We start from the raw sequence: 26228 nt of genomic DNA, 5'->3' as shown, positions 1-26228 counted from the left end.
CGGCGTGGCAGCCAGCCGGCGTACAGATCGCCGGGCGCGGCATGGCGCCGGCGTCCCGATCACGGTGCCGACCGCGCGACGGGTTGCACGGCCGGCGCCCCGCAGGGAGCGCCGGCGCGCCGGACTCACTGCCCGCCTGGCAGCGGCAACGCCTCGTCCTTGAAGATGGCCACGTGCGGCACGCCATCGGCGCCGATCCAGCCGCGGTACATGCCCTCGGTGTTGAACGGGAAGGCCACGCTGCCGTCGGCACCCAGCGCGATCGCGCCGCCGTCGCCGCCGGCCTTGGGGATCTGCTGGTCGATCACCGCGTCGGCGGCCTGGGCCAGGCTCTGCCCGGCGTACTTCACCCGCGCGCAGATGTCGTAGGCGGCCACCGCGCGGATGTAGAACTCGCCCCAGCCGGTGCCGGACACCGCGCAGCGGCTGTCGGCGAAGGTGCCGGCGCCGATGATCGGCGAGTCGCCGACGCGGCCGTAGCGCTTGTTGGTCATGCCGCCGGTGGAGGTGCCGGCGGCCAGGTTGCCCTGCAGGTCCAGCGCCAGCGCACCGACCGTGCCGAAGTGCTTGGCGGTTTCCAGATCGGCGTGCGCCTGCTTGTTGGCCTCTTCCTTCAGCGCCTGCTGCAGTTGCTGCCAGCGCTTCTCGGTACGAAAGTAGGACGGCGCGACCAGGGTGATCCCGTGTTGCTTTGCGAAGACCTCGGCGCCATCGCCGACCAGCATCACGTGCTCGGACTGGTCCATCACCGCGCGCGCCAGTGCGATCGGGTTCTTGACCCGGTGCACGCCGGCCACCGCGCCGGCCTTGCCGGTGCGGCCATCCATGATCGCCGCGTCCAGTTCGTTGCGGCCGTCGTGGGTGAACACCGCGCCCTTGCCGGCGTTGAACTGCGGCGAGTCCTCCAGCACGGCGATCGCCGCGGCGACCGCATCCACCGCCGGCTTGCCCTGCGCCAGCAGCGCCTGCCCGGTGCGCAGCGCCTGTTCCATCGCCGCGCGCGCCTCGGCCAGGTCGGCGGCGCTGCTGCTGGCGCGCTCGACGCCGGCGCCGCCATGGATCACCAGGGTGGTGGCCGGGATCTCGCGCATGCGCCCGTCCTGCACCGCGTAGTAGCGATGGAACACCGGCGCCTCGACGCGGCCATCGGGCAGGTGCAGGGTCGAGCCGGGGCCGACGCCGACGGTCTCGATGCGGGCGGCCTGCAGCGGCTGCCCGGCCGGGGTGGACGGTTGCAGCGGCCCGGCGACCACGGTGGCCACGGCCTGCGGATCGGTGGCATAGACGCGCGCGGTGCCGTCGCCCTCCACCGCCACCGCGGCGCTCTCGTCCACGCCCAGGCCGATCAGCGGTTCCCCCTTGGGTGCCAGCGTGGCGGCCTTGGCGCGGAACGCGAACAGGCGGCCGAGGCGGTCGCGCTCGCGGAAGTGGGTGTCGGTGATGACCCGCTTGAGCAGGTCCAGGTGCAGGAAGTCGGTCTCGATGGTGACCGCCGGCCCCAGCGGATCGGCCAGCGCCGCCGGGCTGGTGATGCTGCCGCCGTCCATGGAGCCGTACAGGTACTCGCCCAGCATCGCCAGGCCGGCGCTGGTGCCGCCCAGCGGCTTGCCGGCGCGCACGTGCGCGTCCAGCGCGTCGGCCACCGGGGTGTTCTTCCAGTAGCGCACGTAGCGCGACTGGTCGCCGCCGGCGATGAAGATGCCATCGGCGCGGGCCAGCGCGCGCAGCAGCGCCGGATCGTTGGACGCGCCGCGGCCGCTGAACACGAAGGTCTCTACCGAGGCCACGCCGCCGACCTTGCGGTAGAACTCCTCGCCCACCTCGCCCGCCTGCGAGGCGCGCAGCACCACCACGTGGCCATGCCCGGCCTTGGCCATGAACCAGCGCAGCGCGTCGTAGTTGCGGTCGCCGCCGCCCATCAGCAGCAGGCCGGGCGACACCGGGCCGGGTGTGGGCGCGGCCGGATCGCCGACCAGGTACTGGCGGTAATCGCGCGCGACGGCGGGCGTGGCCAGGCACAGGCCCAGCAGCAGCGATAGCCAGGGCCGGAACATGCCGACGGAACGGGTCATGCGGATCTCCTCGGGAACGGGGCGGGCAGGCGAGCGTGCGGCTCGTTGCTGAGAGGGGACGAACGGCGGCGCGGTTTCCCCCCGCCGCCCCACCCTCCCACGTCGGCGCGCGCGGCACTTGCCCGCATGCGCCGGCGATCGGCTAATGTGGGATCCATGTCCGCTTCCCTCGACGATTGGTTCGTCCAAGAAATCCTCGTCCACGAGCAGGCGCTCAGCGGCTACCTGCGCCGCTGCTGGCCGCATCGCGAGGAGTGGCACGACCTGCGCCAGGAGATCTACGTGCGCGTCTACGAGGCCGCCGGCAAGGCGCGGCCGAGCCTGCCCAAGTCGTTCCTGTTCGCCACCGCGCGACACCTGATGACCGACCGGCTGCGCCGCAACCGGGTGGTGTCGATCGAGGCGGTGGGGGATCTGGAGTCGATGCACGTCCTGATAGACGAGCTGTCGCCGGAACGCTGGTGCGGCGGACGGCAGGTGCTGGGTCGGCTGGCGGCGGCCTTCGACCGGTTGCCGGACCGCTGCCGCAGCGTGGTCTGGCTGCGGCGGGTCGAGGAACTGCCGCAGAAGGAGGTGGCCGTGCGCCTGGGAATCAGCGAGAAGAGCGTGGAGAAGCAGGTGGCCCGCGGCATGCGCCTGCTGGCCGATCATTTCCATGGCGACGAGGGCGCGGCCGCGCCGGCGAGGCCGTTGCAGGCGCGGGCACGCGATGGACAGCAGGTGGATTGAGGCGCGTGCGGCGGCCTGGCTGGCGCGGCGCGACCGCGGCGACTGGACCGACGCACGGCAGGCGCGCCTGGATGCGTGGCTGGCCGCGGCCACCGCGCACCGGGTGGCGTTCCTGCGCCTGCAGGCCGCCTGGCAGGAGAGCGGGCGCCTGCAGGCGCTGGGCGCAGGCCAGCGCGATGGGCAGATCCCCGAACGCGGCCGCTGGCAGGGCCTGGGCGGCCGCGCAGTCGCGCCGGCGGCCTCGGCCGCGCCGGACCTGCGCGGGCTGCGCTTCGCTCCGCGTCCGCGCACGCAACGGCGACGGCGCTGGCCGGCCGTACTGGCAGCGGCATTGTTGGGTGTCGCGGTGCTGTCCCTGCTCTGGCGGCATGCCGTCGAACCGGTCCCCACCGCCTACGCCAGCGTCACCGGCCAGCTGCGCCCGGTGGCCCTGGCCGATGGCTCGCAGGCCACGCTGAGCAGCGACAGCCGCATCGCGGTGGCGCTGTCGCGCGCGCAGCGGCGCATCGACCTGCAGCGCGGCGAGGCGTTCTTCGCGGTGAGCAAGGACCCGGGCCGGCCGTTCGTGGTCGACAGCGGCGCGCGCCGGGTGGTGGCGGTGGGCACGCGCTTCGCGGTGCGCCGCGAGGCCGATGCGCTGCGCGTGGTGGTCACCGAAGGCACGGTGCGGCTGGAATCGGCCGGCGCGCCGCAGGCGCCGCCGCTGCTGCTGCAAGCCGGCAGCATCGCCCAGGCCGGGCCGCACGGGGTGCTGGTACGCCGGGTCGCGCTGGCCGAGGCCGAGCGCGTGCTGGACTGGCGCAGCGGCTACCTGAGTTTCGACGACACCCCGCTGCAGGCGGCGGTGGCCGAGTTCAACCGCTACAACACGGTCAAGCTGCAGGTCGCCGATGCCGGCGCCGCGGCGCTGCGGGTCGGCGGCAACGTGCGCTGGTCCAATGTCGACGCCTTCGTGCGCCTGCTCGAACAGGGGTTCCCGATCCGTGCCGAGCGCCGCGGCGACACGGTGCTGTTGCACAGCCGCTGAGCCGCGTCGCGCCGGGGAGGCGCGGTGGCGGGGGGATTTGCCGGTCTCGTTCGTCCTGGAGCTACGGAGGCGCGCTCCGCGCCCGTTTGGGGAGAAAACTCGATGCGGTATCCGATGCGTGCCCTGCTGCTGAGCATGGCCTGTGCGAGCGCCTGTGCGGCGCAGGCGCAACCCGCTGCCGTGGCCGCCACCGGCACGGTGGACATCCCCGCCGGCCCGCTGCGTGCGGCGCTGGATACACTGGCGCGGCAATCCGGCGTGCAGCTGATCTACCGCGCCGACCAGTTGGGCCAGGCCCGCAGCGGCGGCGCGCACGGCCAGTTGGACATGGCGCAGGCGCTGCAGCAGGTGTTGCGCGGCAGCGGCTTCGTCGCCCAGCGCGACGCCTCCGGCGCCTGGCTGGTGCGGCGCCAGGAGCCGGCCCCGGCACGCGCGCAGCCGGTCCGTGCCGCCGCGCCGGCGCCGGCCGCGACGGCCGACGCCCCGGTGGCGCAACTGGAAACCCTGCGCGTCACCGGCTCGCGCATCCCGCGCACGCAGGTGGAAGGCCCGGCGCCGATCAGCGTGATCAGCGCCGAGCAGATCAAGGCCGACGGCTTCACCTCGGTGCCGGACGTGCTGCGCGCGATGACCCAAAACGGCGGCGAGACGCAGAGCCCGCAGTCGGCCAGCGGTGCGGACTTCTCGCCCGGCGCGCAGCAGGTGGACCTGCGCGGACTCGGCCCCAACCACACCCTGGTGCTGGTCAACGGCCGCCGCATCGCCGACTTCCCGATGCCGTTCAAGGGCCGCAGCAACTTCACCGACATCTCCAACATTCCGCTGGGCATGATCGACCGCATCGAGATCCTGACCGGCAGCGCTTCGGCGGTCTACGGCTCGGATGCGATCTCCGGCGTGGTCAACTTCATCCTCAAGAAGCACGCCGACGGCACCACGCTGGACTACCGTTTCGGCGACACCACCCGCGGCGGCGGCGAGAGCTTCAATCTCAGCCTCAGCAGCGGCTGGTCGCGCGGCAACTTCGACGCGGTGTTCGGCGCCGAGCTGGTCTCGCAGACCCCGCTGTGGGCCTACCAGCGCAGCCGCCAGGACAGCACCCTGGACGGTCCCACCGCGCGCGCGCAGGTGCCGCGGCGCACCTTCCTGCGCACCGATTACGACGACAACTACCTCGACCCGGGCGCGGACACCTGCGCGGCGGTGTCCGCGCTCAACGGCGGCAGCACCGGCTACGCCACGCGTCCGGGCTACGGCGCGTTCTGCGGCAGCAGTGCCTCGATCGGCTACGGCACCATCACCAACAGGCGCCGCGGCCTCAACGGTTACGCCTCGCTGCGCTACGCCTTCGACAACGGCAGCGAGTGGTTCGCCGACGTGCAGCTGGGCTACCACGAGCTGTCGCTGTTCCGCGACGTGACCCAGTGGGGCTACATGGCCCCGGACGGCAACGAGGAAGGCTATTTCTACAACCAGGCCACCGGCCAGGTGGAGGCCTGGGGACGTCAGTTCAGTCCGGAAGAAATGGGCGGCCTCAATGCCGGCACCATCCGCACCCGGCAGAAGACCTTCAGCGTCACCACCGGGTTCAAGGGCCACCTGGGTGCGGACTGGGACTACGAAGCCAGCCTCAGCCACTCGCAGTACCAGGCCACCATCAGCTGGCCGCAGATCGTCGCCGCGCGCGCCAACGCGCTGTTCCTCGGCCCGCAGCTGGGCGTGGACGAGGACTCGGGGCTGCCGATCTTCGATGCCGACCCGCAGCGCCTGTACACGCCGCTGAGCCGCGCCGAGTACGACAGCATCGCCCAGCGCACGGTGTACCAGCCGCGCTCGCGCACCGATACCCTCGCCTTCACCGCCACCAACACCGCGCTGTTCTCCCTGCCCGGCGGCGATGCCGGCATGTCCGCGACCGCCGAGTTCGGCAACCAGGGCTACAACCTGCGCCCGGATCCGCTGGCCACGCAGTACTACTACTACAGCTGGAAGGACTCCGACGGCCACGGCAGCCGCAACCGCTGGGCGCTGGCCAGCGAACTGCGCCTGCCGGTGCTGTCGACGGTGTCGCTGAGCCTGGCCGGGCGCTACGACCAGTACCGCTTCGCCGGCCGCTCGCTGGGCAAGTTCACCTACAGCGGCGGGCTGGAGTGGCGGCCGGTGCAGTCGCTGCTGGTGCGCGGCTCCTACGGCACCGCGTTCCGCGCGCCCGACCTGCACTACGTGTATGCCGGGCCGGGCAACGACGAGACCACCGGCGTGGACTACTACCGCTGCGCCAGCGAGGAGCCGGGCGTGGCGATCCAGGACTGCAGCTACAACGAGGAAGCGCTGATCCGCGGCCGCAGCGGCAACCGCGCGCTGAACCCGGAGAACAGCACCTCGTGGACCGCCGGCCTGGTGTGGTCGCCGCTGGCGGACCTGGACCTGTCGCTGGACTACTTCGACATCGACATGCGCGACCAGGTACAGGACCTGCGCGTGGACCAGGTGCTGCGTGACGAGGCCGACTGCCGCCTGGGCGTGCTGCAGGCCACCTCCACCACCTGCCAGCAGGCGCTGGCGCGGGTTACCCGCAGCGCCGACGGGCGCCTGTACGGGGTCTACGTCAACCCGATCAACATCGCCCGCGAACGCACCAACGGCATCGACCTGAGTGCGCAGTACCGCCTCGATACCGGCATCGGCACCTTCCGCCTGAGCGGCAACTACACCTGGGTGCGTCGCCACGACATCCAGGTGTATGCGGGCGAAGCGATGGTGGACGAGTTCGCGGTCAACAGCGGCTACGACATCCCGCGCACCAAGGCCAGCGCCAGCGTGTCGTGGGAGCGCAACGCCTGGACCGCGACGCTGCACGGCGAGCGCCTGGGCCGGCTGCCGAGTTCCGACTCCTACGATCAGGTCTACGACCCGGACAGCGGCAGCAGCCCGTGGATCGGCGCCACCTACCGCTACAACGCCTCGCTGCAGTACCGCTTCACCGACCATGCGCAGTTGTCGCTGACGGTGACCAACCTGTTCGACACGATGCCGCCGCACGACCGCACCTATACGTCGTATCCGTACTACGACGTGTCCTGGTTCGACACCGTGGGCCGCAGCGTGTACCTGCAGTACACGCAGAAGTTCGGCGGCAGCGCGTTGTAGCGCCGGGAGGCGAGGCCTGCGTGGGAGCGGCTTCGGCCGCGACGAGCGAAAGCGAAAGGTCGGCTGATACCGTCCGTCGGGACTGAAGTCCCTCCCACAACGACTTCCGACCAATGCGCCGTAGGAGCGGCTTCAGCCGCGACCGGCACGTTCCCGATGTCCCGGTCGCGGCTGAAGCCGCTCCTACGACATCGGGTGGTGCCGCTGGATAAGACGGCGGATGCGCCTCGCCGTCAGCCGCCGCTACCCGTCACAACGTATCGCGATGCTTGCCGCGCCACGGCCGGTACCATTCGCGGATCGCGGCGATGTCGGCCTGCATGTCCTCGCTGGTCCACACCACCTCGCCGAGGCCGACGGTGCGGCTGGGGTAGTCGAAGTACACCGGGAAAATCGGCACCTGCGCGCCGTGGGCGATCTTCCAGAAGCCGGTCTTCCACTTCTCCACGCGCTTGCGCGTGCCCTCCGGCGTGATCACGTACCACATGCGTTCGGCGCCGCGGATCAGCGCCACCGCCTGTTCCACCACGCCGCGCGGCGACTTGCGGTCCAGCGGGATGCCGCCGAGCCTGCGCAGCAGCGGTCCCAGCGGCCACCAGAACAACTGGGTCTTGCCCAGCACGCGGACCTCGAAGCCGACCGCGAACTTGACCGCAAAGCCCAGGAACCCGTCCCAGTTGGACGAATGCGGGGCCACGATCATCACCAGCTTGGGCACGTCGGGAAATTCGCCCACCACCCGCCAGCCGGTCATCCGCAGGGCGGTGCGGCCGAGCCAGCGCATGAAGCGGCTGGGCTTGACCATCGGCATGTTCGGGGGCGCGGCGGGCAGGCGGTAATCGCGTTCGGTCAAAAGTCACTCCCAGCGGCCGGGCGAGCGGCCGCGTTTGATCTGGCTGCGCTCGCGCTTGGCGTCCAGGCGTCGCAGCTTGGCGCCGTGCGAGGGTTTGGTGGCGATGCGCCGCTTCGGCACCGACAGCCCGGCGGCGATGAACTCGGCCAGGCGCTGGCGCGCATCGTCGCGGTTGCGGTCCTGGGTCCGGAAGCGCTGCGCATCGATCACCAGCACGCCGTCGGCGGTGATGCGGCGGTCGCGCCGCGCCAGCAGGCGCGCACGCAGCGGCTCCGGCAGCGACGGCGAGCCGGCCAGGTCGAAGCGCAACTCGACCGCGGTGGCGACCTTGTTGACGTTCTGCCCGCCGGCGCCGCTGGCGCGCACGAAGCGCTCGACGATTTCGTCCTCCGGAATCGTCAGGCTGCTCGAGATGTGGATGGCCCCGTTACCCATGGCGCGGATTGTAGGGTATTCATCGGACCGCCCGGTTTCCGCGTCGGCGCCGCCTGAACGAGCCAGGGAGCGAACGCCGGCCGGTCGCACGTCCCCGCACCCGGCGGCGGCGTGGCGATTGCCGTATTCTGGCCGCCGGTCATCGTTCTGCAGGATGCTCCATGTCCCCGACTCCGCACGTCTTCCGTTGGCCGCAGCGCCTGCTGCTTGCCCTGCTGCTGGCCCTGGCCGCCGTCCCGGCGCTGGCCGAACCGCCCACCGATGCCGACGTCAACCGCCTGCTGTCGGCCTCGCGCGCGCAGAACATGCTCGACACCATGCTGCCGCAGATCGAGGCGATGCAGCGCCAGCAGTTCGCCCAACTCACCGCGCAGCACCCGCTCGACGCCACCCAGCAGCAGAAGTTGCAGCAGATCCAGGAGCGCACGCAGGCCACGGTGCGCAAGGCGCTGTCCTGGCAGGAGATGCGTCCGCTCTACGTCAACCTGTACAAGCAGACCTTCTCCAAGCAGGAGGTGCTGGCGATGGCCGAGTTCTACGAGAGCCCGGCGGGGCAGAGCCTGCTCGACAAGACCCCGCAGTTGATGCAGAACCTGATGGGCGCGATCCAGCAGAAGATGACCCCGCTGTTCGCCGACTTGCAGAAGGACCTGGAACAGACGGTCAACGCGCCGCCGGCCAAGTAACGCGGCATCGATTTGCGCTGTCGTAGGAGCGGCTTCAGCCGCGAGCGGGCGTCACCGAGGAAGCCCGCTCGCGGCTGAAGCCGCGCCTACAGGACGCTTCCCGTCGTGGTCAGCGGTGCCCCGACGTCGCCGCTCCCACACCGGCCACGCGCCGCGCTTGCCTGCCTCTATTCGGCCGTACTGCCGTCGGTATCCACCTGCCAAGGCGCCGGATCCCACCCGAACAACCCGAACGCGCGCACGAACTCCGCATCCAGCGGCGCCGTCACCGCGATCCGGCGTCCGTCCGGATGCGGAAACGCCAGGCGTTCGGCATGCAGCAGCATGCGGTGCACGCCCTGCATGCGGAAGATGCGGTTGTGGCGGCCATCGCCGTGGCTGGTGTCGCCGATCAGGTGATGGGAAAGATGCTTGAGATGACGGCGGATCTGGCGGAAGCGTCCGGTCACCGGACCGCAGCGCAGCAGCGCATACCGCGAGGTGGTGAACTCGCCCGACGGGACCTGCAGTTCGCCGCAGGCCAGGCGCGCGAAGCGAGTCTGCGCCGGTTTCTTCAGCGGCTTGCCGGGGCCACCGTCGAGGTCGTGGTCGACGTCGAAACGGGCTTCGGCCGGCCAGCCACGGCAGATCGCCAGATAATCCTTGTCGACCTCGCCGCCCATCAGCGCCTTGCCCAGCGCACTGGCGGTGTCGCGGTCGAAGGCCAGCAGCAGGCAGCCGCTGGTCGCGCGGTCGAGCCGGTGTACCAGGAAGATCGGTCGGCCCAGCTGCGCACGCAGGCGGTCGGCGAGGAAGTCGTCCTCGCCGCGGGCGAGCTTGCTGTCGTGGACCATCAGCCCGGCGGGCTTGTCGACCACGGCGAGCAGCGGGTCTTGGTAGAGGATCTGCAGAGGATCGGCGTCGGTGTTCACTGCCGGATTATCCGTGCCGAGTCACGGCACGACAATGCGCATTGCCGGGAATGCAGCGCGCTTGTATGTGACAGAAGCGCTGGCCGGCAGCCCCGACGCAACGTCACCGCCACGTCGCTCGCGACAAGGTGCCACGGTAGTGATCGCCGCGTGGCTAGAGCGCGCCGGCGGCCGCTTAACCAGCGACGCAGGTCGCACGCACGCAACGCTGCAGCGCTGCGCTACGCGTCCTTGACCGCCAGCAGTTCGCCGTTGCCGACCGGCAGCGTGGTGCAGGTGAACGCCGCATCGGCCTGCAGCAGCGCGGCGAACGGCGCCATCTCCGCCGCATGCGACAGCGCGTTGTCGACCACCAGCAACCCGCCTGGCCGCAACACCCGGCGCAGCTGCGGCCACCAGTCGCCGTACAGCGTGCGCTCGGCGTCCAGGAACAGCAGGTCGAACGCGGCCGACGCTGCATCGGCCAGCCAGGCGCCGGCATCGGCGTGGACCAGGTCGACACAGCCGTCCACACCGGCGTGGGCGAAGTTGCGTTGCGCCAGCGCGATCTTGTGCGCGGCGTACTCCAGCGTGGTCACGCGGCCACCCAGCGCCGCCGCGGCCTCGGCCAGCCATAGCGTGGAATAGCCGTTGGACGTGCCGATCTCCAGCACCCGCTGCGCACCGGTGGCGCGCACCAGTACCGCCAGCAGTTCGCCGGTTTCCGGGGTGATGTTGAGCAGTCGCTGCGCACGCTCGGCCTGGCCGGCGTCGTGACGCGGTCCTTCCGCGCCGAGTTCGGTTCGCACCGCCTGCAGCTGCGCGCGATCGAGCAACGCCATGCTCAGCGCCGCCACCACGCCGTCAGCAAGGCGGCCGTGCCGGCGCCGCCGCTGATCCAGGCCCACAACGAGACCCCGCCCAGTTGCGGACCGCCTGCGTCGAGCGCGTACAGCAGCGTGGCCACGGTGAGCAGGCCGACGCCGGCGATCGCCGCCACCACCCGCCGCTGCATGCGCCGCACCAGCAGGTTGAGTTCGAACAGGTCGCGCGAGCGCATCGACAGCTCGTGCCGGCCCTCGACCTGCTGGCGCAGCCAGCCGTGGATCAGCCGTGGCATGTCCGGCGCGTGGGTCATGATCTCCGGCAGGCGCTTGCGCAGTTCGTGCAGCGCGCGCTGCGGGCTGTAGCGCTCGATCAGGATGCGTTCGAGCACCGGCCGCGCCACCGCCCAGATGTCCAGTTCCGGATCGAGCTGGCGGCCGACGCCTTCGATGTTGAGCAGGGTCTTCTGCAACAGGATCAGCTGCGGCTGCAGGGTCAGCTGGTAGCGCTGGGCCACGCGGAACAGCTTGATCAGCACCTCGGCCAGCGAGATCTGCGACAGCGGCCGGGTGAAGTACGGCTCGCACACCGAGCGCGCCGCCGCCTCCAGCTCGTCGATGCGCACGTTGGCGGGCATCCAGCCGGCCTCCACGTGCAGCTCGGCCATGCGCCGGTAGTCCTTGTTGAAGATGGCCATGAAGTTCTCGGCCAGGTAGTACTGATCCTCCTGCGAGAGCTGGCCCATGATGCCGAAGTCCAGCGCGATGAAGCGCGGGTTGTCGCGGCGCGCCGGGTCGCTGTCGACCCAGATGTTGCCGGCGTGCGCATCGGCGTGGAAGAAGTTGTCGCGGAACACCTGGGTGTAGAACACCCGCACGCCCTTGGCCGCCAGCGCGCGGCGGTCGATGCCGGCGGCGTCCAGCGAGGCGATGTCGTCGGACGGGATGCCGCGCACCCGCTCCAGGGTCAGTGCGCGCTCGGCGGTATGGGTCCAGATCACCTCCGGCACGTACAGGTCGTCCGAATGCAGCCAGAAACGACGCAGCACGCTGGCGTTGGCGCCTTCGCGCTGCAGGTCCAGCTCCGCGGCCAGGGTGGTCTCGATCTCGGCCACCACCTCGCGCGGGCGGATCTTGTCGGCGCGCGGATGGGTGCGTTCGACCAGCGCCGCGGCCGATTTCAGCAAGGCGATGTCGGCGTCGATCTGCCGCTCGATGTCCGGCCGCAGCACCTTGACCACCACTTCGCGGCCATCGTGCAGCGTCGCCGCGTGCACCTGCGCGATCGAGGCCGAGGCCAGCGGCTCGGTATCGAAGCTGGCAAAGGCCGCCGCGATCGGCCGTCCCAGCGCCTGCTCGACGATGCGCCGCGCGGCCTCGCCATCGAACGGGCGCACCCGATCCTGCAGCAGGGTCAGTTCTTCGGCCACGTCCGGCGGCATCAGGTCGCGGCGGGTGGAGAGGATCTGTCCGAACTTGACGAAGATCGGCCCCAGGTCCTGCAGCGCCAGGCGCAGCCGGGCGCCGCGCGACTGCGCGGCGATGTCGGGGCTGGCGCGCGGTACGAACGGCTTGGCCAGGCGCAACCAGCGTTCGGCCGGAGTGCCGTCGAGCAGGTCGTCCAGGCGGTAGCGCAGGATCACCCGGCCGATGCGGCTGGCGCGGAACATCGCCTTCATGCGCCGCGCTCCGGCTTAAGCCGCGCCACGCGCGCGGCCAGGCGTTCGATGTCGTCGCGCAGCACGTCGACATCGTCGTAGAAGGCCTCCAGTTCGGCGCGCGCAACCACGTCGCGCGACTCCTCGGTGACGAACTCGGCCGCGCTCTGCGCCAGGTCCTGCGCGCTGCGCCGGGCCTGCTGCAGGGCCGAGCGCGCGGTGTTGGCCACCTGCACGCCGAGCACCTCGCCGAACACCTGCACGAACGGCCGCTGCCAGTCCGGATCGAAGCGCGTCGCCAACTGCTGCAGGCGCCGCGCCAGTTCGGCATCGCCGGAGACCCGCACCCGCCCGCCGGGGCCGCCGGGGCGTCGCGCCTGCGCCAGGAACGGCAACTGCGCCAGCAGGCCGCCGAGCGTGCTGCGCACCGCCAGCTCCGGCTCCTGCGCCGGATCCACCGGACCGACCCGCAGCTGGGTGCCGTCGACGCGGATCTGCAGCGCCAGTGCCGGCGCCTCCAGGGTCAGCGCCACGCGCTGGCCATCGAGGTCGCGCAGGGCCTCGCCGGTTTCCGGGTCCAGCGCCAGCGCGCGATTGAGCGCCGCTTCCAGCGCGCGGCCGGCCAGGGGCTTGAGAGCATCGAGGGGGGATCCAGGCATCCCCGCATTCTAGCGGCAGACACGTCGCAAGGCCGTGCGCGGGGCGAGACAGCTGTCCCGCCCGCTGCGCCGCGCGCCGCTACTGCGCCTGCGCGCCGCCCAGGTTCCTGCTCAGGAACGCCAGCAACTGCGTGTAATAGGCGCGCCGGTGCGGCTCGGTATAAAAGCCGTGGCCCTCGTTGGGGAAATACAACGACTCCACCGGCACCCCAGCCTTCTTCAACGCCTTCTCCATGCGCTCGGTGTGTTCGATCGGCGCACGCTCGTCCTTGCCGCCGGCGGCAAGGAACACCGGGACCCGAATCTTCGCCGCCAGATTGACCGGGGACCGCGCCGCCAGGCTGTCGCGTTCGCCCAGCCAGTCGCCGGCCCAGGCCTTGGTCCAGCGCGCGTACCTGGCCTGGTCGCGGTACATCGTCTCCAGGTCGTAGACGCCGACGTAGCCGGCCGCGCAGCGGTACAGGTCCGGCTCCTTCGCCGCGCCCATCAGCGCGGCATAGGCGCCATAGCTGGCGCCGTAGACGCAGATGCGCGCGCCATCGGCGATGCCCTGGTCGATCGCCCAGTGCGTGGCGTCGGTGAGATCGTCCTGCATGCGCCCGCCCCACTCCCGTGCGCCGGCCTGGGTATAGGCGCGGCCGTAATTGCCGGAGCCGCGGTAGTTCACCCGCAACACCGCGTAGCCGGCCGCGGCCAGCACCTGCGCATCGTCGTCGAACTCCCAGCCATCGAAGAGCCCGAACGGCCCGCCATGCGGCAGCAGCACCATCGGCAGCGGCTTGCCGGCCGGCGCCTGCAGCGGCAGGGTGAGATAGCCATGCAGAGCCATGCCATCCCTGGCCTTGAACGCCACCTCGCGGGTCGACGGCATCCGCTCCGGCACGAACCATTCGCGCCGGCTGAAGACCCGCTTGGCCGATTTGTCGACGGTGTCGAACAGGAAATAGTCGCCGTTGTTGCGATCGCTCCACACATAGAGCATCAGCAGGCGCCGATCGGCGGTGGCGGAGGTGATGAACACCGCATCGCCGTTGAAGGCCTGCTCCAGCGCGCGGTACAGCCGTGCCGTCGACGCGGTCTCGTCGAAGAAGCGGTTGTGCACGCGGTCGCTCATGAACGACACGCCGATCGGGGTGCGGCCGTCCAGGTCGCGCAGCACCTGGTAGGGATCGACCTTCGCGTCGCGCAGCAGCGGCGTGGACCGGTCGCTCTGCGGATCCCATGCCACCACCGCATCGGGCCCTTCGGCCTGCTCCACCTGCAGGTAGGCGATCCTGTCGTCCGCGGAAAAGCCCAGCGGGAAACTGCGATGGCCGCTGCTGGCCTCGTCGTTGATCAGCCGCCAGGCACTGGCGTCGTCGTTGCGGTAGAACAGCTTGTTGGCGTTGCTGCCGGTCTCGGCACCCTGCGCGAAGCGCACGTGGCCGGCATGGTCGGTGACAAAGTCCGCACGCGCTACCGGAGCGCGCGCCACCGGCGTGCGCCGGTGGTTGTAGATGTCGAGCCTGTCCACATGCACGGTGGGGTCCGTGGTCTGCTCCACCACCGACACCAGTACGGCGCGCGGGTCGTCCGGCAAGGTGTCGAGCATGAACACCGACGGGTCCAGGCCGGCCTTGTAGGTGACGCCGTTGACGCTGTCGTTGAGCCCGTAGGGGCTGGCCAGCAAGCGCGCATTCTTGCCATCGGCGTCGATGGCGTGCAGTTGGCCGATCGCCACCGGCCGGTCCAGTGCGCCCAGGCGCTCGGCCATCGACACCACGATGCGCTCGTCGCTGGCCCACCAGTAATCGTGCACCACCGAATCGGCCTGGCCCATGATCTTGGCCGAAACCTGCTTGTCGCTGCGCCGGATCACCGCCAGCACGGTGCGGTCCTCGAGCGGTGCGATCACCGCGTAGTAGGCGCCGGTCGGCGAGATCTTGACCCGGTCGAACTGGTCGCGCTGCAGATACGGCGCCAGGTCCACCGGCGCCACCTGCGCGCACGCGCTCCCCGCAAGCGCAAGGCCTACCCACACGATCCACGCTCGCATTCGATCCGCCCCTGTCCCCTGAGCGGAAGATGGTGACAAGCGCCGGGCGAAACGTCCAGCCCAGTCCCGCCGTGTTGCCTGCGGGCGGCAGGCCCTCGCGGCGCGGAGTCCAGAAACGACTTGCCCGCGACGCAAAGCGCCGCGGGCAAGCATCGACGTTCAATTGTCGCGAAAGGACTACACCTTGCCGCGGCGGAACATCGAGATCACCGCCAGGATCAGGAACACCACGAACAGGATCCAGGCGATGTTGGTCGCCGCGCCGGCGATGCCGCTGAAACCGAGCACGGCGGCGATGATGGCGATCACGAAGAAGATGATGGCGTAATGCAGCATGGCAATGTCCAGAAAGTTGTCGTGCCGAATCGGCGCGGCATCATCTTCGGAAACCGCGGGTCGTCAAGGAGTGACGGGCATGTCGTGGCGCCATGAGGACGCCAGCCGTTGCAGCCCCTGCTCGATCGTCACCTGCGGCACGTAGCCGAAGTCGCGTCGCGCCGGTTCCATGCTGTACCAGTGCGGGGTGCACAGTTGTTCGGCCAGAAAGCGCGTCAACGGCGGCTCGCCGCGCAGACGCAGCAGCGGCCACAGCGTCTCGCAGGCGGCGCCGATGCGATAGGCGGTCTTGAACGAGAGCGTCCTGGTCACCACCGGCGCGCCGACGGCGGCCAGAAGCTTGTTGAGCAGTTCGCGCATCGGCAACGGCTCGCCGTTGGAGATGAAGTAGGCCTTGCCGGCGCAGGGCGCGCCCACCGCCAGGTGCTCGAATGCATCGAAGTGCGCCTGTGCGGCGTTGTCGATGTAGGTGGAATCGACCTTGTTGTCGCCGCTGCCGACCAGGCGCACGCGCCCGGCCTGCACGCGCGCGACCAGCTTGGGCAGGATCTGGTTGTCGCCCGGTCCCCAGATCAGCCGCGGGCGCAGCGCCACCACCGCCAGCTGCGCGTCGTTGGCGGCCAGCACCATGCGCTCGGCGATCGCCTTGGTCGCCGCGTATGGCGCCTGGAAATTCTCGCCATAGGGCACCTGGTCCGCGCCCAGTCCCTCGACCGGATGGGTGGCGCGGTGGGTCACGCTCGGTGTGGAGGTGTAGACCAGGCGCCCGACGCCGTGCATGCGGCAGGCAGCCAGCACGTTCTCGGTGCCGACCACGTTGGGCTGGTAGTAGCTGTCGTAGCTGCCCCAGGCGCCGGCCTTGGCGGCGTTGTGGAACACCGCATCGGCGCCGGCCAGCGCATGCTGCAGCGCCTGCGCGTCGACCAGGTCGCCCCGCACCTGTGCCACGCCCAAGGCCTGCAGTTCCGGGTAGTGGCCGCGGTTGTAGCTGACCACCTGGTGCCCGCGCGCGACCAGCCCGCGGCACAGCGCCTGGCCCAGGAACCCACCACCGCCCGTCACCACAATCTTCATCGCGTCGTACCGATCGAACCAGGGCGCACACGATAGCCGGGGGCGCGGGCGAAGGCGATCCGCGATGACGACGCTGGCGACCCAAGCCGCGCAAGCCCTTGATCCGACTGACCTTCAGAATTCTTCAGCCTGGCATCAGGCACTTCAGCGATGCCACGGGCGTAAGTGCACCGGCCTTTCCACCGGAGTTCCGCCATGTCGCCCCTGCCGCTGCTGCTGTGCGTCACCCTCTCCCTCGTCGTTCCATGCGCTTCCGCCGCCGTACCAGCGGCCGCGACCGCACCGCCGCCGCAGGACGACGGCTGGCCGGTCGCCGACGCCGCCGCCCGAGGCTGGAAGCTGGGCCGGCTGGCCGCCATGGAACGCGCCATCGCCGACGGCGCGGCGCCGGAAACCACCAGCGTGCTGATCGTGCGCGACGGCGCCCTGGTCTACGAGCGCTACTTTGGCGGTGCCGACCGGCAGACCTTGCACGACACCCGCTCGGCGACCAAGAGCGTGACCGCGCTGCTGGTCGGCGCGGCGATCGCACGGGGCCGCCTGCCCGGCGTGCAGGCACGCGTCTACGACTTCTTCGGCGACCGCCACTGGCAGCACGATGCGCCGCGCAAACGCGCGATCACCGTCGAAGACCTGCTGACGATGAGTTCGCAATGGGAGTGCGACGACGATAACGCCTTCTCCAGCGGCCACGAGGAACGCATGTACGTCAGCGCCGACTGGACGCAGTTCGCGCTGGACCTGCCGCTCAAGGGCTATGCGCCATGGATGCGCCGTCCCGAGGAGAGTCCGTATGGACGCGCCTTCTCCTACTGCACCGCCGGCAGCTTCCTGCTCGGCGCGCTGTTGGAAAAGGCCACCGGGCAGCGCCTGGAGGACTTCGCCGGGCAGGTCCTGGAGCGCCCGCTGGGCATCGTCGGTGCGCGCTGGCTGCACGCCGCCGAGGGCGTGGGCATGGGTGGCGGCGGCACCCGCTACCGCAGCCGCGACTTGGCCAAGTTCGGCCAGTTGCTGCTCGACGAAGGCCGCTGGCACGGCATGCAGGTGTTGCCGGCGGCATGGATCCGGGCCATGACCCAGGTGCATGCGCAGGTCCGCGACGACGCCGACTACGGCTACCTGCTGTGGCGCTTCCGCTTCCAGGCGCATGGCGTCGAACGCGGGACCTGGGCGATGTCGGGCAATGGCGGCAACTATGTGTTCGTGCTGCCGGAGGAGCGCCTGGTGGTGGTCATCACCCGGCGTGCCTACAACCGGCCGCAGATGCACCCGCAATCGCGGGCGCTGCTCGCCGACTACGTGCTCACGGCATTGCCGTAGGCACCAGTCCGGCCCGCTGCGCCTGCGCCCGTTGCGCGGCGACCTCGGCTGCGTTGCGCGCCAGCAGCGCCGCGAAACCCGGCGCCGCGCGCAGTGGCGCCAGCAGCGGCGACACCCGCAGGTAGGCGCCATCGCGATAGCCTGCGGCCTGCGCCCGGCGCAGCGCGTCCAGGGCCGCCGGCCGGTCGCCGGCCAACTGCAGCAGCAGCGCCGCATCCACCGCGTCCAGCGGGTCGGTGCCGCGCACCACGCCGTCCAGCAAGGCCTGCGCACGCGCGCGCAACTGCGGCACCGGCGGCGGCGGTTGCGCCTGCAGCGTCCAGGCCACGGCCTGGGCGAAACTGCCTTGCGGCCGCAGACGCATCGCCTGCAGGCTGGCCTGGCGTGCGCGCGCGATGTCGCCACGCGCCAGCGCCAGCTCCGCCTGCAGCAGGAACAGCCCGGCGTCGTCGGTGCCGCGCCCCAGCGCCTGGTCCAGCGCGGCCTGCGCTTCGGCCGTGCGGCCATGCACGAACAGGAATCGCGGCCACGCCAGATTGGAATACGCGCTGTCGGGATAGAGCTGGAAACTGTCGCGGTAGCGGACTTCGGCGGCACTGACGTAGCCCAGCAGGTCGAGGTTGCTGGCGATCTGCAGCGTCAGGAAGCGCACCCGCGCCGGATCGCGCACCCGCATGTTCGCCGCCAGCGCCTGCGCCAGGCGGCCCTGACGTTCGTACAGATACGCCGCCGAGCCGCGCACGGCATCGGCCTGCGGGTCCAGTTGCAACGCGCGCTCGTAGGCGGCCAGCGCCGTGGCGTTGTCGCCGCGGCAATCGTACGCATAGCCAAGCGCGGCATGCGCCGCGGCCAGCCGCGGGTGCGCCGCGAGCACCTGCGTCGCCAACCGCTGCGCGCGCAACGCGACCTGCTGGTCGCCGTCGTATTGGCAGACGCGCGCACTGTAGGCGCGGCTCAGGCCGAGCAGGGCCGCCGCCTCGTCCGGTGCCTGCTGCAGGCGCTGCTGGTACAGCGCGATCGCACGCGCATTGTCGTCGCGCTGGCCGATGCCGGCGTAGTACTCGGCGCGCTGCAGCAGCGGCGACGCGGCTGGCGTTGGCGCAGCCGCCTGCCAGCGCCATAGCGCCATTGCCGAGACGATCGCCACCACACCGGCCGCGATCGCCCAGGCGCCACGCCTGCGCCACATCGGCCGCGGCGCAGGCGCGGCGGCGGCGGGATCGGGGTCGGCGTCCGGCTGGACCGGCAGGCACAGTTGGTACCCCTGGCCGCGCACCGAGCGCAGATAGCGCGGTTGCCGCGAGGCGTCGCCCAGCGCCTGGCGCAGCAGGCGCACGCGCTGGGTGACGGTCTCCTCGTTGACCAGCGCCGGCGCCCACACCTGCGCGATCAGTTCATCGAACCCCACCACGCGCTGACCCTGCTGCAGCAGGTAATGCAGCAGGCGAAAACTGAGCCCCCCCACCTCCAGGACCGCGCCGTCGCGCTCGACCCGCTGCCGCGCTGCGTCGATGCGCAGGTCGCCAAGCCGGTAGCGCTCGGCCATCGTCGTGCCTCAGCGCAGCTGTTCCGCAGCCCACAGCGCCAGCTTCTCGCGGCCGATCTTGGCGTTGTGGCGGATGTCGACCGGGAACCCCGGGTGGCCCAGGAAGTCGACGATGCCGGCCGTGTGCGGATGCGCAGCGGCGGTGGCGCGCAGTTGCGCGAGCAGTTCGTCCAGTTCCAGCTGGCTCGCCATCCAGGCCATGCTGTCCAACTCGTAGCACAGCACCGGGCGTTGCTGCCCCGGCTCGCCGATGCCGACCAGGGCGGTGCGGCCGATGCCCGGCAGTGCGTTGAAGATCGGCTCCACCTGTTCGGTGTACAGCGGCCCCTGCGCCGTTTCCACGCGCTGTGTCTTGCGCCCGCAGAACCACAGGCGGCCCTGCGCGTCGAAATAGCCGACATCGCCCATGCGGTGCACGATGCGCTCGCTGCCATCGTCCAGGCGTTCGCGGATCTTGGCCAGGCGCGTGGCCGCGTCGCGGTTGAAATAGGTGTCGGTGGCGGTCGGGCCGGCCACGGTGATCTCGCCGACCGTGCCCGTCGCGACTTCGCGCACGCCGCTCCACTCGGGAATCGCGGCGTCGTCGATGGCGATGATGCGCACCTGGTTGGGCGGCACCACCGTGCCGATGCAGGTGCCGGCACCGCTCTCGGTAGCCGCGCGCGTGTCCTGCAGTTCGCGGCCCTCGATCACCGCCACCGGCAGGCATTCGGTGGCGCCGTACGGCGTCCAGAACCGTCCTTCCTCCGGCAGCAGGCTGCGGATCCGCGCCACCACGTCGGGCGGCACCGGCGCGCCGGCCGAGGTGGCGCAGCGCACGTTGGGCAACGGCTTGCCGTAGTCGGCCAGCACCCGCATCAGCGCCGGCGACCCGAACAGCTGGGTCACGCCGAAGCGCTGCATCGCATCGTGCAGCTTGCGCGGGTCGACCTTGGCCGGACGCGTCGGGTCCATGTCCGGGATCACCGAGGTCAGCCCCAGCGCCGGATCGAACAGCGCGAACGGCGGAAAGGTCGGCAGGTCGATGCCGCCGGGCTGCATGTCGAAGGCATTGCGCATCAGCTCGATCTGGCCGACGAAATGCCGGTGCCGGTAGACCACGCCCTTGGGCACGCCGGTGGAGCCGCTGGTGAACAGGATCGCGGCGACGTCGTCCGCGTCCGTATCGGCCAGCTGGCTGCCGGCGCCCTGGCCGGCGCGCTCGATCCGCGCCAGCGTGGTGCCGCCCCAGGCCCAGCGCCGGCCGACGGTGACGATCCGTTTCGCCGAGCGCGCCCAGCCGAGCAGACGCCGCGCCAGCTGCGCCAGCGGAATGCCGATGAAGGCCTCCGGCTGCGCCTCGTCCAGACATTGCTTGAGCGCGCGCCGGTCGATGCCCGGATCGACCAGCACCGGCACCGCACCGACCTTGAATAGCGCGAACATCAGCAGGAAGAACTCCGGCGACGGCCGCACCATCACCACCGTGCGGGTACCGCGGCCGATGCCGTAACCGCCCAGGCCGGCGGCGATGGCATCGCTGCGCGCATCCAGCTGCGCATAGCTCAGGGTCACGTCGTAGGCCGCCATGCCGCCGGCACCGGGCCGACCGGGGCAGCGCATGGCGATCTGGTCCGGGCGCTCGCGCGCCAGCCGCGGCAGCGTGGCCGCGATGTTGCAGGTCGTGGTCATGCGCCGATTATCGCCGATGCGCCGTGCCGTGGCCGGCGACCTCCCACCGCCCGCGGCCGCGGCTGAATGCCGGCGTGCTTGCAGCGCGCCGCGGTTCGGTCAGAATGCCGCGCCCCCCACGCTGTTCGCCGCGCAAGGCCCGGCCGCCATGTCCCATCCCTGCCTCACCTGTGGCGCCTGCTGCGCCTACTTCCGCGTCAGTTTCCACTGGAGCGAAGCCGATCCCGCGCTGGGCGGCAGGGTCCCGTTCGAGCTGACCGAGCCGCTGCGCACCCATGAGCGGGTGATGCGCGGCACCTCGCAGGCACAGCCGCGCTGCATCGCCCTGGACGCGGACATCGGCCGCTACAGCCGCTGCAGCATCCACGAGCGGCGGCCGTCGGTGTGCGCGGCGGTGCCGGCCTCGCTGGAATTCGGCGAACGCAGTGCGCAATGCGATAAATCGCGGCTGGCGCATGGGCTGCCGCTGTTGACCGCGGCCGACTGGGACGGGGTGGTCGAACGCAATCTGCCGGACGCCTGAGCGGCGGCGGCGCCAGCACGGCAGGGAGGCCGTCGCCGCGGCCCTTGTCGCCGTGGAATCAGCCGCGATCCGCGTTACCGGTAACGCCCGGTCGCGGCTGAAGCCGCTCCTACGCGAACCCGCTCAAACGTCCATCCTGGCCGCGCCCGAAGAACGGCAGACGCGCGCCACATTGGCTCAGCGGTGCTTCCACGCCGCCGGCACCGGATTGGTCACGGTGTTCTTTTCCAGGGTGTAGGTGCCGTTCTGCTGGGCGATGGCCTCGCCGGTGTCGACGATCGCGTTCTGGATGAAGACGTTCCGGTCCTCGCCGCGAATGAAGGTCAACTGGTGGAAGGCGGTCTTGTTGCCCCAGTCCTCGGACGGCAACGAGATGAAGCGGATCGTATAGGTCTGGTCGTCGAAGCTGCCCTGCAGCACGTACACGCCGTAGTGGTTCTCGCCCTGCGAGATGATCTTGTACATGCCGTTGCCGTAGTAGTAGATCTCCGCATCGGGGAACGGCTTCTTGTCGTACAGCTTGCGATAGTGCAGCACCTGCTTCCAGGTCGGCTGGCCGAATCCCACCGTCAGCGTCTTGCCGTCCGCGGACGTCGTCAGGTCCTCCGCATGCGCGCCGGGCACGCTCATCGCCGTCAACAGCATCGCCATCGCCATCGCCTTCACTCTCTGTCTCCTGTCGGATTGCGTGCAGCGTCCGCTTCCGCCCGCCGCGCACGTCGGCGGCGACTGTACATAGCCAGGAATGTTGCATCACGGCAATCGGTAGCAGTTTGCGTGCGTCCGTGTAGACGATCCACGGCGCAATGCCGGCGGCCGCATCGCGGCGCACCCGGCGGCAATCCCCTTCCTGCATGTGCTGCGCACCGCGACGGCGCGCAGTTGGCCTGCGTGCTTGCTCAGGACAGCGGATGCGCGTCCAGAAAGCGGCGAATCGCCGGCACCAGCACCTCGTGCTTGTCTTCCAGCACGTAGTGGTTGGCGTCCTCGAAGGCCATCACCTCCGCCTGCGGCAGCGCGCGGCGGAAGCCCTCCAGGAAATGATGGTCGAAGCAGATGTCGCGCAGGCCCCAGCCGATGAAGGCCGGGCGATCGGCGAACGACGGCAGCGCCTGCTCGGCCCCCGCCAGCAGCGACCAGGCCTTGTCCGCGGGCGACAGCGGGATGTCCTGCATGAAGCGGATGGTGGAAATGCGGTTGGCCCAGCTGTCGTACGGCGCCACGTAGGCGCGGCGCACGTCGGCGGGCATGCGCCGCGACACGCCCAGCCACGACGCGCCCGAGGAGAACGCGTTGAAGGTGCGGATGAACCACTCGCCCATGCGCCAATGCCGGCCCATCGCGATCTGCCACGGCATCGGCTTGGCCGCCGGCAGCGGGAACGCCGCGGTATTGGTGATGACCAGGCGCCGCACCTGCGCATGGTGCGACAGCGCCCAGCCGAAGCCGATCATGCCGCCCCAGTCGTGCACCGCCAGCGTCACCGGCCCGTCGATGCGCAGATGCCGCAGCAGCGCATCCAGGTCGTCCACGCGCGATTGCAGGGTGTAGTCGTAACCGGGCTGCGCGCCCGGCGCATCGTCCGGCTTGTCCGACAGGCCCATGCCGATGTGGTCGGGCACGATGCAGCGGTAGCGGTCCGACAGCCCGCTCACCAGCGTGCGCCACAGATAGCTCCACGACGGATTGCCGTGCAGCATCAGCACCACCTCGCCATCGCACGGGCCCTCGTCGAGATAGGACATCTGCAGCCCCGGGCGGACCTGGAAGCGCTGCGGGGTGAAGGGGTAGCCGGGGTAGTTCATGCGAAGGACCGATGCGATGTGGAGAGGGAAGAAGACGTCGCCGCCGCGACGCATGGCGCCTTGCCGTCGGCGTGCCGCACTGGGGGACTCATAGCGGCTGCGCGCCTTCACTGAGGATGTCCAGATAGGCCTGATAGGCGAACACGCGGTGCCGCTGCTGTCCGGTGAGTTCGTTGACGATGGCCAGATCCTGCAGGGTGCGGATGGCGGCACGGATCGTCGGCGCGCTGAGCGGCAAATGCGGTTGGACCTGCGGCACGCCCAGCAGGACACGGCGGGCGAACTGTTCGAATACCAGACCGACGTTGCCCGCACGCGTTCCCAACCCGGCAATGCGGGCGCGATCGGCCGCCAGCAGCGCCAGCAGGCGCTGCGCGGTGGACACCGCCTGTTGCGCCGTGTCTGCCACGCCCTCGAGAAAGAAGTCCAGCCAGCCCTCCCAATCGCCCTCGGTGCGTACCGCGTTGAGGCGCTCGTAGTAGCGTGCGCGATGGCGCTTGAAGAACAGGCTCAGATACAGGCTGGGCGCACGCAGCACCCCTTCGTTGCACAGGATCAGCGCGATCAGCAGCCGCCCCAGCCTACCGTTGCCGTCGCTGAAGGGATGGATGGTTTCGAACTGCACATGTGCCAGGGCCGCCTTGACCAGCGGCGAGACGTCGTGACCCGGCGCATGCAGGAAGCGCTCGAAGGCGCCCAGCGCCGCATCCAGCGCTTCCGGTGGCGGCGGCACGAAACGCGCCAACGCCGGCGACGCACCGCCGATCCAGACCTGGCCCGAACGGAATTCGCCCGGACGTTTGCCGGCGCCACGCCCGCCTTGCAGCAGCAGCGCGTGCATTTCGCGGATCAGGCGCAGCGACAGTGGGAAATCGTCCTGGCGCAAGCGCCGCAGCCCGTGGTTCAACGCGGCGACGTAGTTGGAGACTTCCTCCACGTCGTCCAGAGGAACGCCCGGCGCCTCGTCCAGCTCGAACAGCAGCAGATCGGACAGCGAAGACTGCGTGCCCTCGATCTGCGAGGACAGGACAGCTTCCTTGCGCACGTAGTGATAGAGGAACAGTTCCGGGTCCGGCAGCATCAGGGTGATGCCATCCAGCCGACCCAGCGCCTGGTCGGCCTGTTCCTTGCGCGCGATCAGCGGCGGCGCCGCCAACTGCAGCGGTGGCTCGGGCGGCAGCGGGTCAGGGACGAACGCCTGATAGCGGCTGCCGGCCAGCGATCCGGGGACGTAATGTCCGGTACAGCGTCGAAGCGACATCGGGCAATCCTTGCCGTGGCCGGAGACGGCTCTTAGGAAAGAAATCTAACAAATTTCTTTCTAAACACCCAAATACGGCGCGCAAGGAAAATTGCGCGCCTGTCCGGCGCTGCCGCTTACCAGACCACCTCGGCCATCGAGCAGTTCAAGCCCGAGCCGATGCCCATCAGCGCGATCCGGTCGCCCTTCTTCAGGCGGCCCAGCTCGCGCAGCTTGCTGAGCACGATCGGCACGCTGGCCGGGCCGATGTTGCCGTGTTCGCCGAAGATGGTCATGACCTTCTTCGGGTCGATGCCGAAGTTCTTGATGAAGGCCTGGGTGTGCGGCTGGCTGACCTGGTGGATGACGTACTGGTCCAGTTCGTCCACCGCCCAGCCCAGCGCCTGGCGTGCGGCAGCGAAGGTCTTCTGCGCCAGCTTGATGCCTTCGATCAGCAACATGCGGGTATCGGTGACCATCCGGTCCAGGTTGCCCCGGCACAGGGTGTTCCACTGCGTCGCCGAGCGGGTCACGCCGCCGCGGTAGCGCGGCGCGTCCGGCACCAGTTCGGCGCGGGCCATCACCATGGCCGCGGCGCCGCAGCCCAGGGTCAGCGCGGCCAGCTCGTCGCGGAACTCGTCGGCGGTCACGTCCGGCGAGGTCATCCGCTCCAGGGTCTTCTCGTACACCAGGTTGGCGGTTTCGCCGTCGACCACCAGCGCATAGTCGATCTCGCCGCGCTCGATCATCCGCGCTGCGATGTCCATGCCATTGATGAAGGCCAGGCAGGCGTTGGCGACGTCGAAGGTCATGCACTGCTCGCTCACGCCCAGGTTGCCCGAGACGATGCTGGCGGTGGACGGCTCCAGGTAGTCGCGGCTGACCGAGGTGTTGACCAGCAGCCCGATCTGCCCGGCCTCGATGCCGGCATCGCTCATCGCCTTGCGCGCCGCCAGCGTCGCCGCGTCGGAGGCCTGCATGTCCTGATCCCACATGCGCCGCGCGTGGATGCCGGCGATGTCGCCGAGCACGTCGGCACGAATCCCCAGCCGGTCGTAGGTCGGCTGCAGGCGCTCGTTGATCTGCTTGGAGGTGAGCGTGTGCGGCGCATCGATGTGCGCCAGTCCCGCGATGGAGACGTTGTTGAAGAGCATCGAGGTGTACGCCAGGGTCAGGCGAGGGGGCGCCAATTCTAGCGGTTGCGGGGGTTTACCGCATCTTTAACAAATCCGCGGAAAGCGTATGGTCTGAGCGGTTCAGCGGCCGCCGCACTGGTAGGCGGTGAAACGCTGGTCGCCGTCGACCGGGTCGCCCATCGCCTGCACGGTGTTGGCGCCCACGCCGGGGGCCTCGTTGCGGGCCAGGGTCTCCAGCTCCTCGCGCACCCGCAGCGGGTTGCGCTGGTAGAAGCCGACGCTGCTCTTCACCGACACCACCACCTCGCCGCGCTTCTCGCAGCCGCTGGCGGCCTGTCCCGGGGGCAGCACCCGCACCCCCTTGCCTTCCGGCGCCATCGGCACCCAGGTGCAGCCGGCGAGCGTGGCGAGCAGGACGAGGGCGATCGGTAGACGCATGGAGTGGGCCATTGGCGGGTGAATCCGGATTGTGCCGCAAAACGCTGAATCGGCCATGACACGGTCGGCACCCCGGCGTCCACGAGCAGCGCGCGCCGGCCATGGCCGACGCGCGCCCACC

General features: G+C 70.3%; 23 protein-coding genes and 1 pseudogene. 6 read left to right on the top strand and 18 right to left on the bottom strand.

The window, feature by feature from the left end; genetic code table 11:
- Positions 1–125 precede the first annotated feature (125 nt).
- Together PG878_RS01275 and PG878_RS01270 are read right to left on the bottom strand one after the other, a co-directional pair.
- Complete coding sequence (locus PG878_RS01275; RefSeq protein ID WP_311186044.1) at positions 126–1091, bottom strand: isoaspartyl peptidase/L-asparaginase family protein; 966 nt, start codon at positions 1089–1091, stop codon at positions 126–128.
- A gap of 264 nt (positions 1092–1355) precedes the next feature.
- Positions 1356–1877 (bottom strand): annotated as a pseudogene (locus PG878_RS01270) (cyanophycinase); the annotation flags it as partial.
- A gap of 351 nt (positions 1878–2228) precedes the next feature.
- Here PG878_RS01270 and PG878_RS01265 point away from each other — a divergent pair.
- The 3 genes from PG878_RS01265 (at position 2229) to PG878_RS01255 (ending at position 6978) form a co-directional block, all read left to right on the top strand.
- Entirely contained in the window at positions 2229–2801 is a 573-nt protein-coding gene (locus PG878_RS01265; RefSeq protein ID WP_209030423.1) for an RNA polymerase sigma factor, read from the top strand.
- Positions 2782–3828 carry a FecR family protein gene (locus tag PG878_RS01260; protein ID WP_209030422.1) on the top strand — a complete coding sequence of 349 codons (1047 nt, stop codon included), beginning with the start codon at positions 2782–2784 and terminating at the stop codon, positions 3826–3828. The genes PG878_RS01265 and PG878_RS01260 overlap by 20 nt, the downstream gene beginning before the upstream one ends.
- 114 nt (positions 3829–3942) lie before the next feature.
- Positions 3943–6978, top strand: a complete 3036-nt coding sequence (locus tag PG878_RS01255; protein ID WP_244672536.1) for a TonB-dependent receptor — start codon at positions 3943–3945, stop codon at positions 6976–6978.
- Between the two features lie 250 nt (positions 6979–7228).
- On the opposite strand, the gene PG878_RS01250 is transcribed toward PG878_RS01255, so the two are convergent.
- Positions 7229–7783 carry a lysophospholipid acyltransferase family protein gene (locus PG878_RS01250; protein ID WP_244672553.1) on the bottom strand — a complete coding sequence of 185 codons (555 nt, stop codon included), beginning with the start codon at positions 7781–7783 and terminating at the stop codon, positions 7229–7231.
- A 51-nt stretch (positions 7784–7834) separates the two neighbouring features.
- Positions 7835–8266 carry an alternative ribosome rescue aminoacyl-tRNA hydrolase ArfB gene (arfB, locus tag PG878_RS01245; protein ID WP_017907723.1) on the bottom strand — a complete coding sequence of 144 codons (432 nt, stop codon included), beginning with the start codon at positions 8264–8266 and terminating at the stop codon, positions 7835–7837.
- Positions 8267–8427: 161 nt separating this feature from the next.
- Here arfB and PG878_RS01240 point away from each other — a divergent pair, with 161 nt between their 5' ends.
- Positions 8428–8952 carry a DUF2059 domain-containing protein gene (locus tag PG878_RS01240; RefSeq protein ID WP_209030419.1) on the top strand — a complete coding sequence of 175 codons (525 nt, stop codon included), beginning with the start codon at positions 8428–8430 and terminating at the stop codon, positions 8950–8952.
- Positions 8953–9119: 167 nt separating this feature from the next.
- On the opposite strand, the gene PG878_RS01235 is transcribed toward PG878_RS01240, so the two are convergent.
- The 7 genes from PG878_RS01235 to oleD form a co-directional block, all read right to left on the bottom strand.
- Positions 9120–9863 carry a pseudouridine synthase gene (locus tag PG878_RS01235; RefSeq protein WP_209030418.1) on the bottom strand — a complete coding sequence of 248 codons (744 nt, stop codon included), beginning with the start codon at positions 9861–9863 and terminating at the stop codon, positions 9120–9122.
- Positions 9864–10084: 221 nt separating this feature from the next.
- Complete coding sequence (locus PG878_RS01230) at positions 10085–10684, bottom strand: O-methyltransferase (protein WP_209030417.1); 600 nt, start codon at positions 10682–10684, stop codon at positions 10085–10087.
- Between the two features lie 2 nt (positions 10685–10686).
- Complete coding sequence (gene ubiB / locus PG878_RS01225; protein ID WP_209030416.1) at positions 10687–12345, bottom strand: ubiquinone biosynthesis regulatory protein kinase UbiB; 1659 nt, start codon at positions 12343–12345, stop codon at positions 10687–10689.
- Entirely contained in the window at positions 12342–12983 is a 642-nt protein-coding gene (locus PG878_RS01220) for a ubiquinone biosynthesis accessory factor UbiJ (RefSeq protein ID WP_209030415.1), read from the bottom strand. The genes ubiB and PG878_RS01220 overlap by 4 nt, the downstream gene beginning before the upstream one ends.
- A 79-nt stretch (positions 12984–13062) precedes the next feature.
- Positions 13063–15018 carry an alpha/beta hydrolase family protein gene (locus tag PG878_RS01215; RefSeq protein ID WP_209030414.1) on the bottom strand — a complete coding sequence of 652 codons (1956 nt, stop codon included), beginning with the start codon at positions 15016–15018 and terminating at the stop codon, positions 13063–13065.
- Between the two features lie 177 nt (positions 15019–15195).
- Entirely contained in the window at positions 15196–15354 is a 159-nt protein-coding gene (locus PG878_RS01210; protein ID WP_003468167.1) for a DUF1328 domain-containing protein, read from the bottom strand.
- A 63-nt stretch (positions 15355–15417) separates the two neighbouring features.
- Positions 15418–16428, bottom strand: coding sequence for a 2-alkyl-3-oxoalkanoate reductase (gene oleD / locus PG878_RS01205; protein WP_209030413.1), 1011 nt, complete (start codon positions 16426–16428; stop codon positions 15418–15420).
- A 195-nt stretch (positions 16429–16623) separates the two neighbouring features.
- Here oleD and PG878_RS01200 point away from each other — a divergent pair, with 195 nt between their 5' ends.
- Positions 16624–17748, top strand: a complete 1125-nt coding sequence (locus tag PG878_RS01200) for a serine hydrolase domain-containing protein (protein WP_209030412.1) — start codon at positions 16624–16626, stop codon at positions 17746–17748.
- Here the strand turns inward: PG878_RS01200 and PG878_RS01195 are convergent.
- Both PG878_RS01195 and oleC read right to left on the bottom strand, forming a co-directional pair.
- Positions 17732–19294 (bottom strand): winged helix-turn-helix transcriptional regulator, encoded by a 1563-nt coding sequence (locus PG878_RS01195; protein WP_209030411.1) that lies wholly within the window; start codon positions 19292–19294, stop codon positions 17732–17734. The genes PG878_RS01200 and PG878_RS01195 overlap by 17 nt on opposite strands.
- 9 nt (positions 19295–19303) lie before the next feature.
- The gene (gene oleC / locus PG878_RS01190; protein WP_209030410.1) at positions 19304–20965 is read right to left on the bottom strand and encodes an olefin beta-lactone synthetase; all 1662 of its coding nucleotides are present in this window, start codon (positions 20963–20965) and stop codon (positions 19304–19306) included.
- A 148-nt stretch (positions 20966–21113) separates the two neighbouring features.
- Between oleC and PG878_RS01185 the strand changes: the two genes are divergently transcribed.
- Positions 21114–21488, top strand: coding sequence for a YkgJ family cysteine cluster protein (locus tag PG878_RS01185; protein ID WP_010340074.1), 375 nt, complete (start codon positions 21114–21116; stop codon positions 21486–21488).
- 177 nt (positions 21489–21665) lie between these two features.
- Here PG878_RS01185 and PG878_RS01180 read toward each other — a convergent pair whose 3' ends face one another.
- The 5 genes from PG878_RS01180 to PG878_RS01160 all read right to left on the bottom strand — a co-directional run bounded on the left by PG878_RS01180 (position 21666) and on the right by PG878_RS01160 (position 26107).
- Positions 21666–22145, bottom strand: a complete 480-nt coding sequence (locus tag PG878_RS01180) for a hypothetical protein (protein ID WP_209030598.1) — start codon at positions 22143–22145, stop codon at positions 21666–21668.
- Positions 22146–22387: 242 nt separating this feature from the next.
- On the bottom strand, positions 22388–23293 hold the full coding sequence (locus tag PG878_RS01175; RefSeq protein ID WP_209030409.1) for an alpha/beta fold hydrolase: 906 nt from the start codon (positions 23291–23293) through the stop codon (positions 22388–22390).
- An 88-nt stretch (positions 23294–23381) separates the two neighbouring features.
- Entirely contained in the window at positions 23382–24554 is a 1173-nt protein-coding gene (locus tag PG878_RS01170; protein ID WP_209030408.1) for a Fic family protein, read from the bottom strand.
- A 116-nt stretch (positions 24555–24670) separates the two neighbouring features.
- Positions 24671–25687 (bottom strand): 3-oxoacyl-ACP synthase III, encoded by a 1017-nt coding sequence (locus PG878_RS01165; protein ID WP_010340070.1) that lies wholly within the window; start codon positions 25685–25687, stop codon positions 24671–24673.
- A gap of 102 nt (positions 25688–25789) precedes the next feature.
- Positions 25790–26107, bottom strand: coding sequence for a DUF4156 domain-containing protein (locus PG878_RS01160; RefSeq protein WP_209030407.1), 318 nt, complete (start codon positions 26105–26107; stop codon positions 25790–25792).
- Between the last annotated feature and the right edge of the window lie 121 nt (positions 26108–26228).

Origin of the sequence: Xanthomonas hawaiiensis (assembly GCF_031834635.1) — a bacterium.
GTDB classification, from domain to species: Bacteria; Pseudomonadota; Gammaproteobacteria; order Xanthomonadales; family Xanthomonadaceae; genus Xanthomonas_A; species Xanthomonas_A sacchari.
This window is presented reverse-complemented; position numbering and strand designations above follow the sequence as displayed.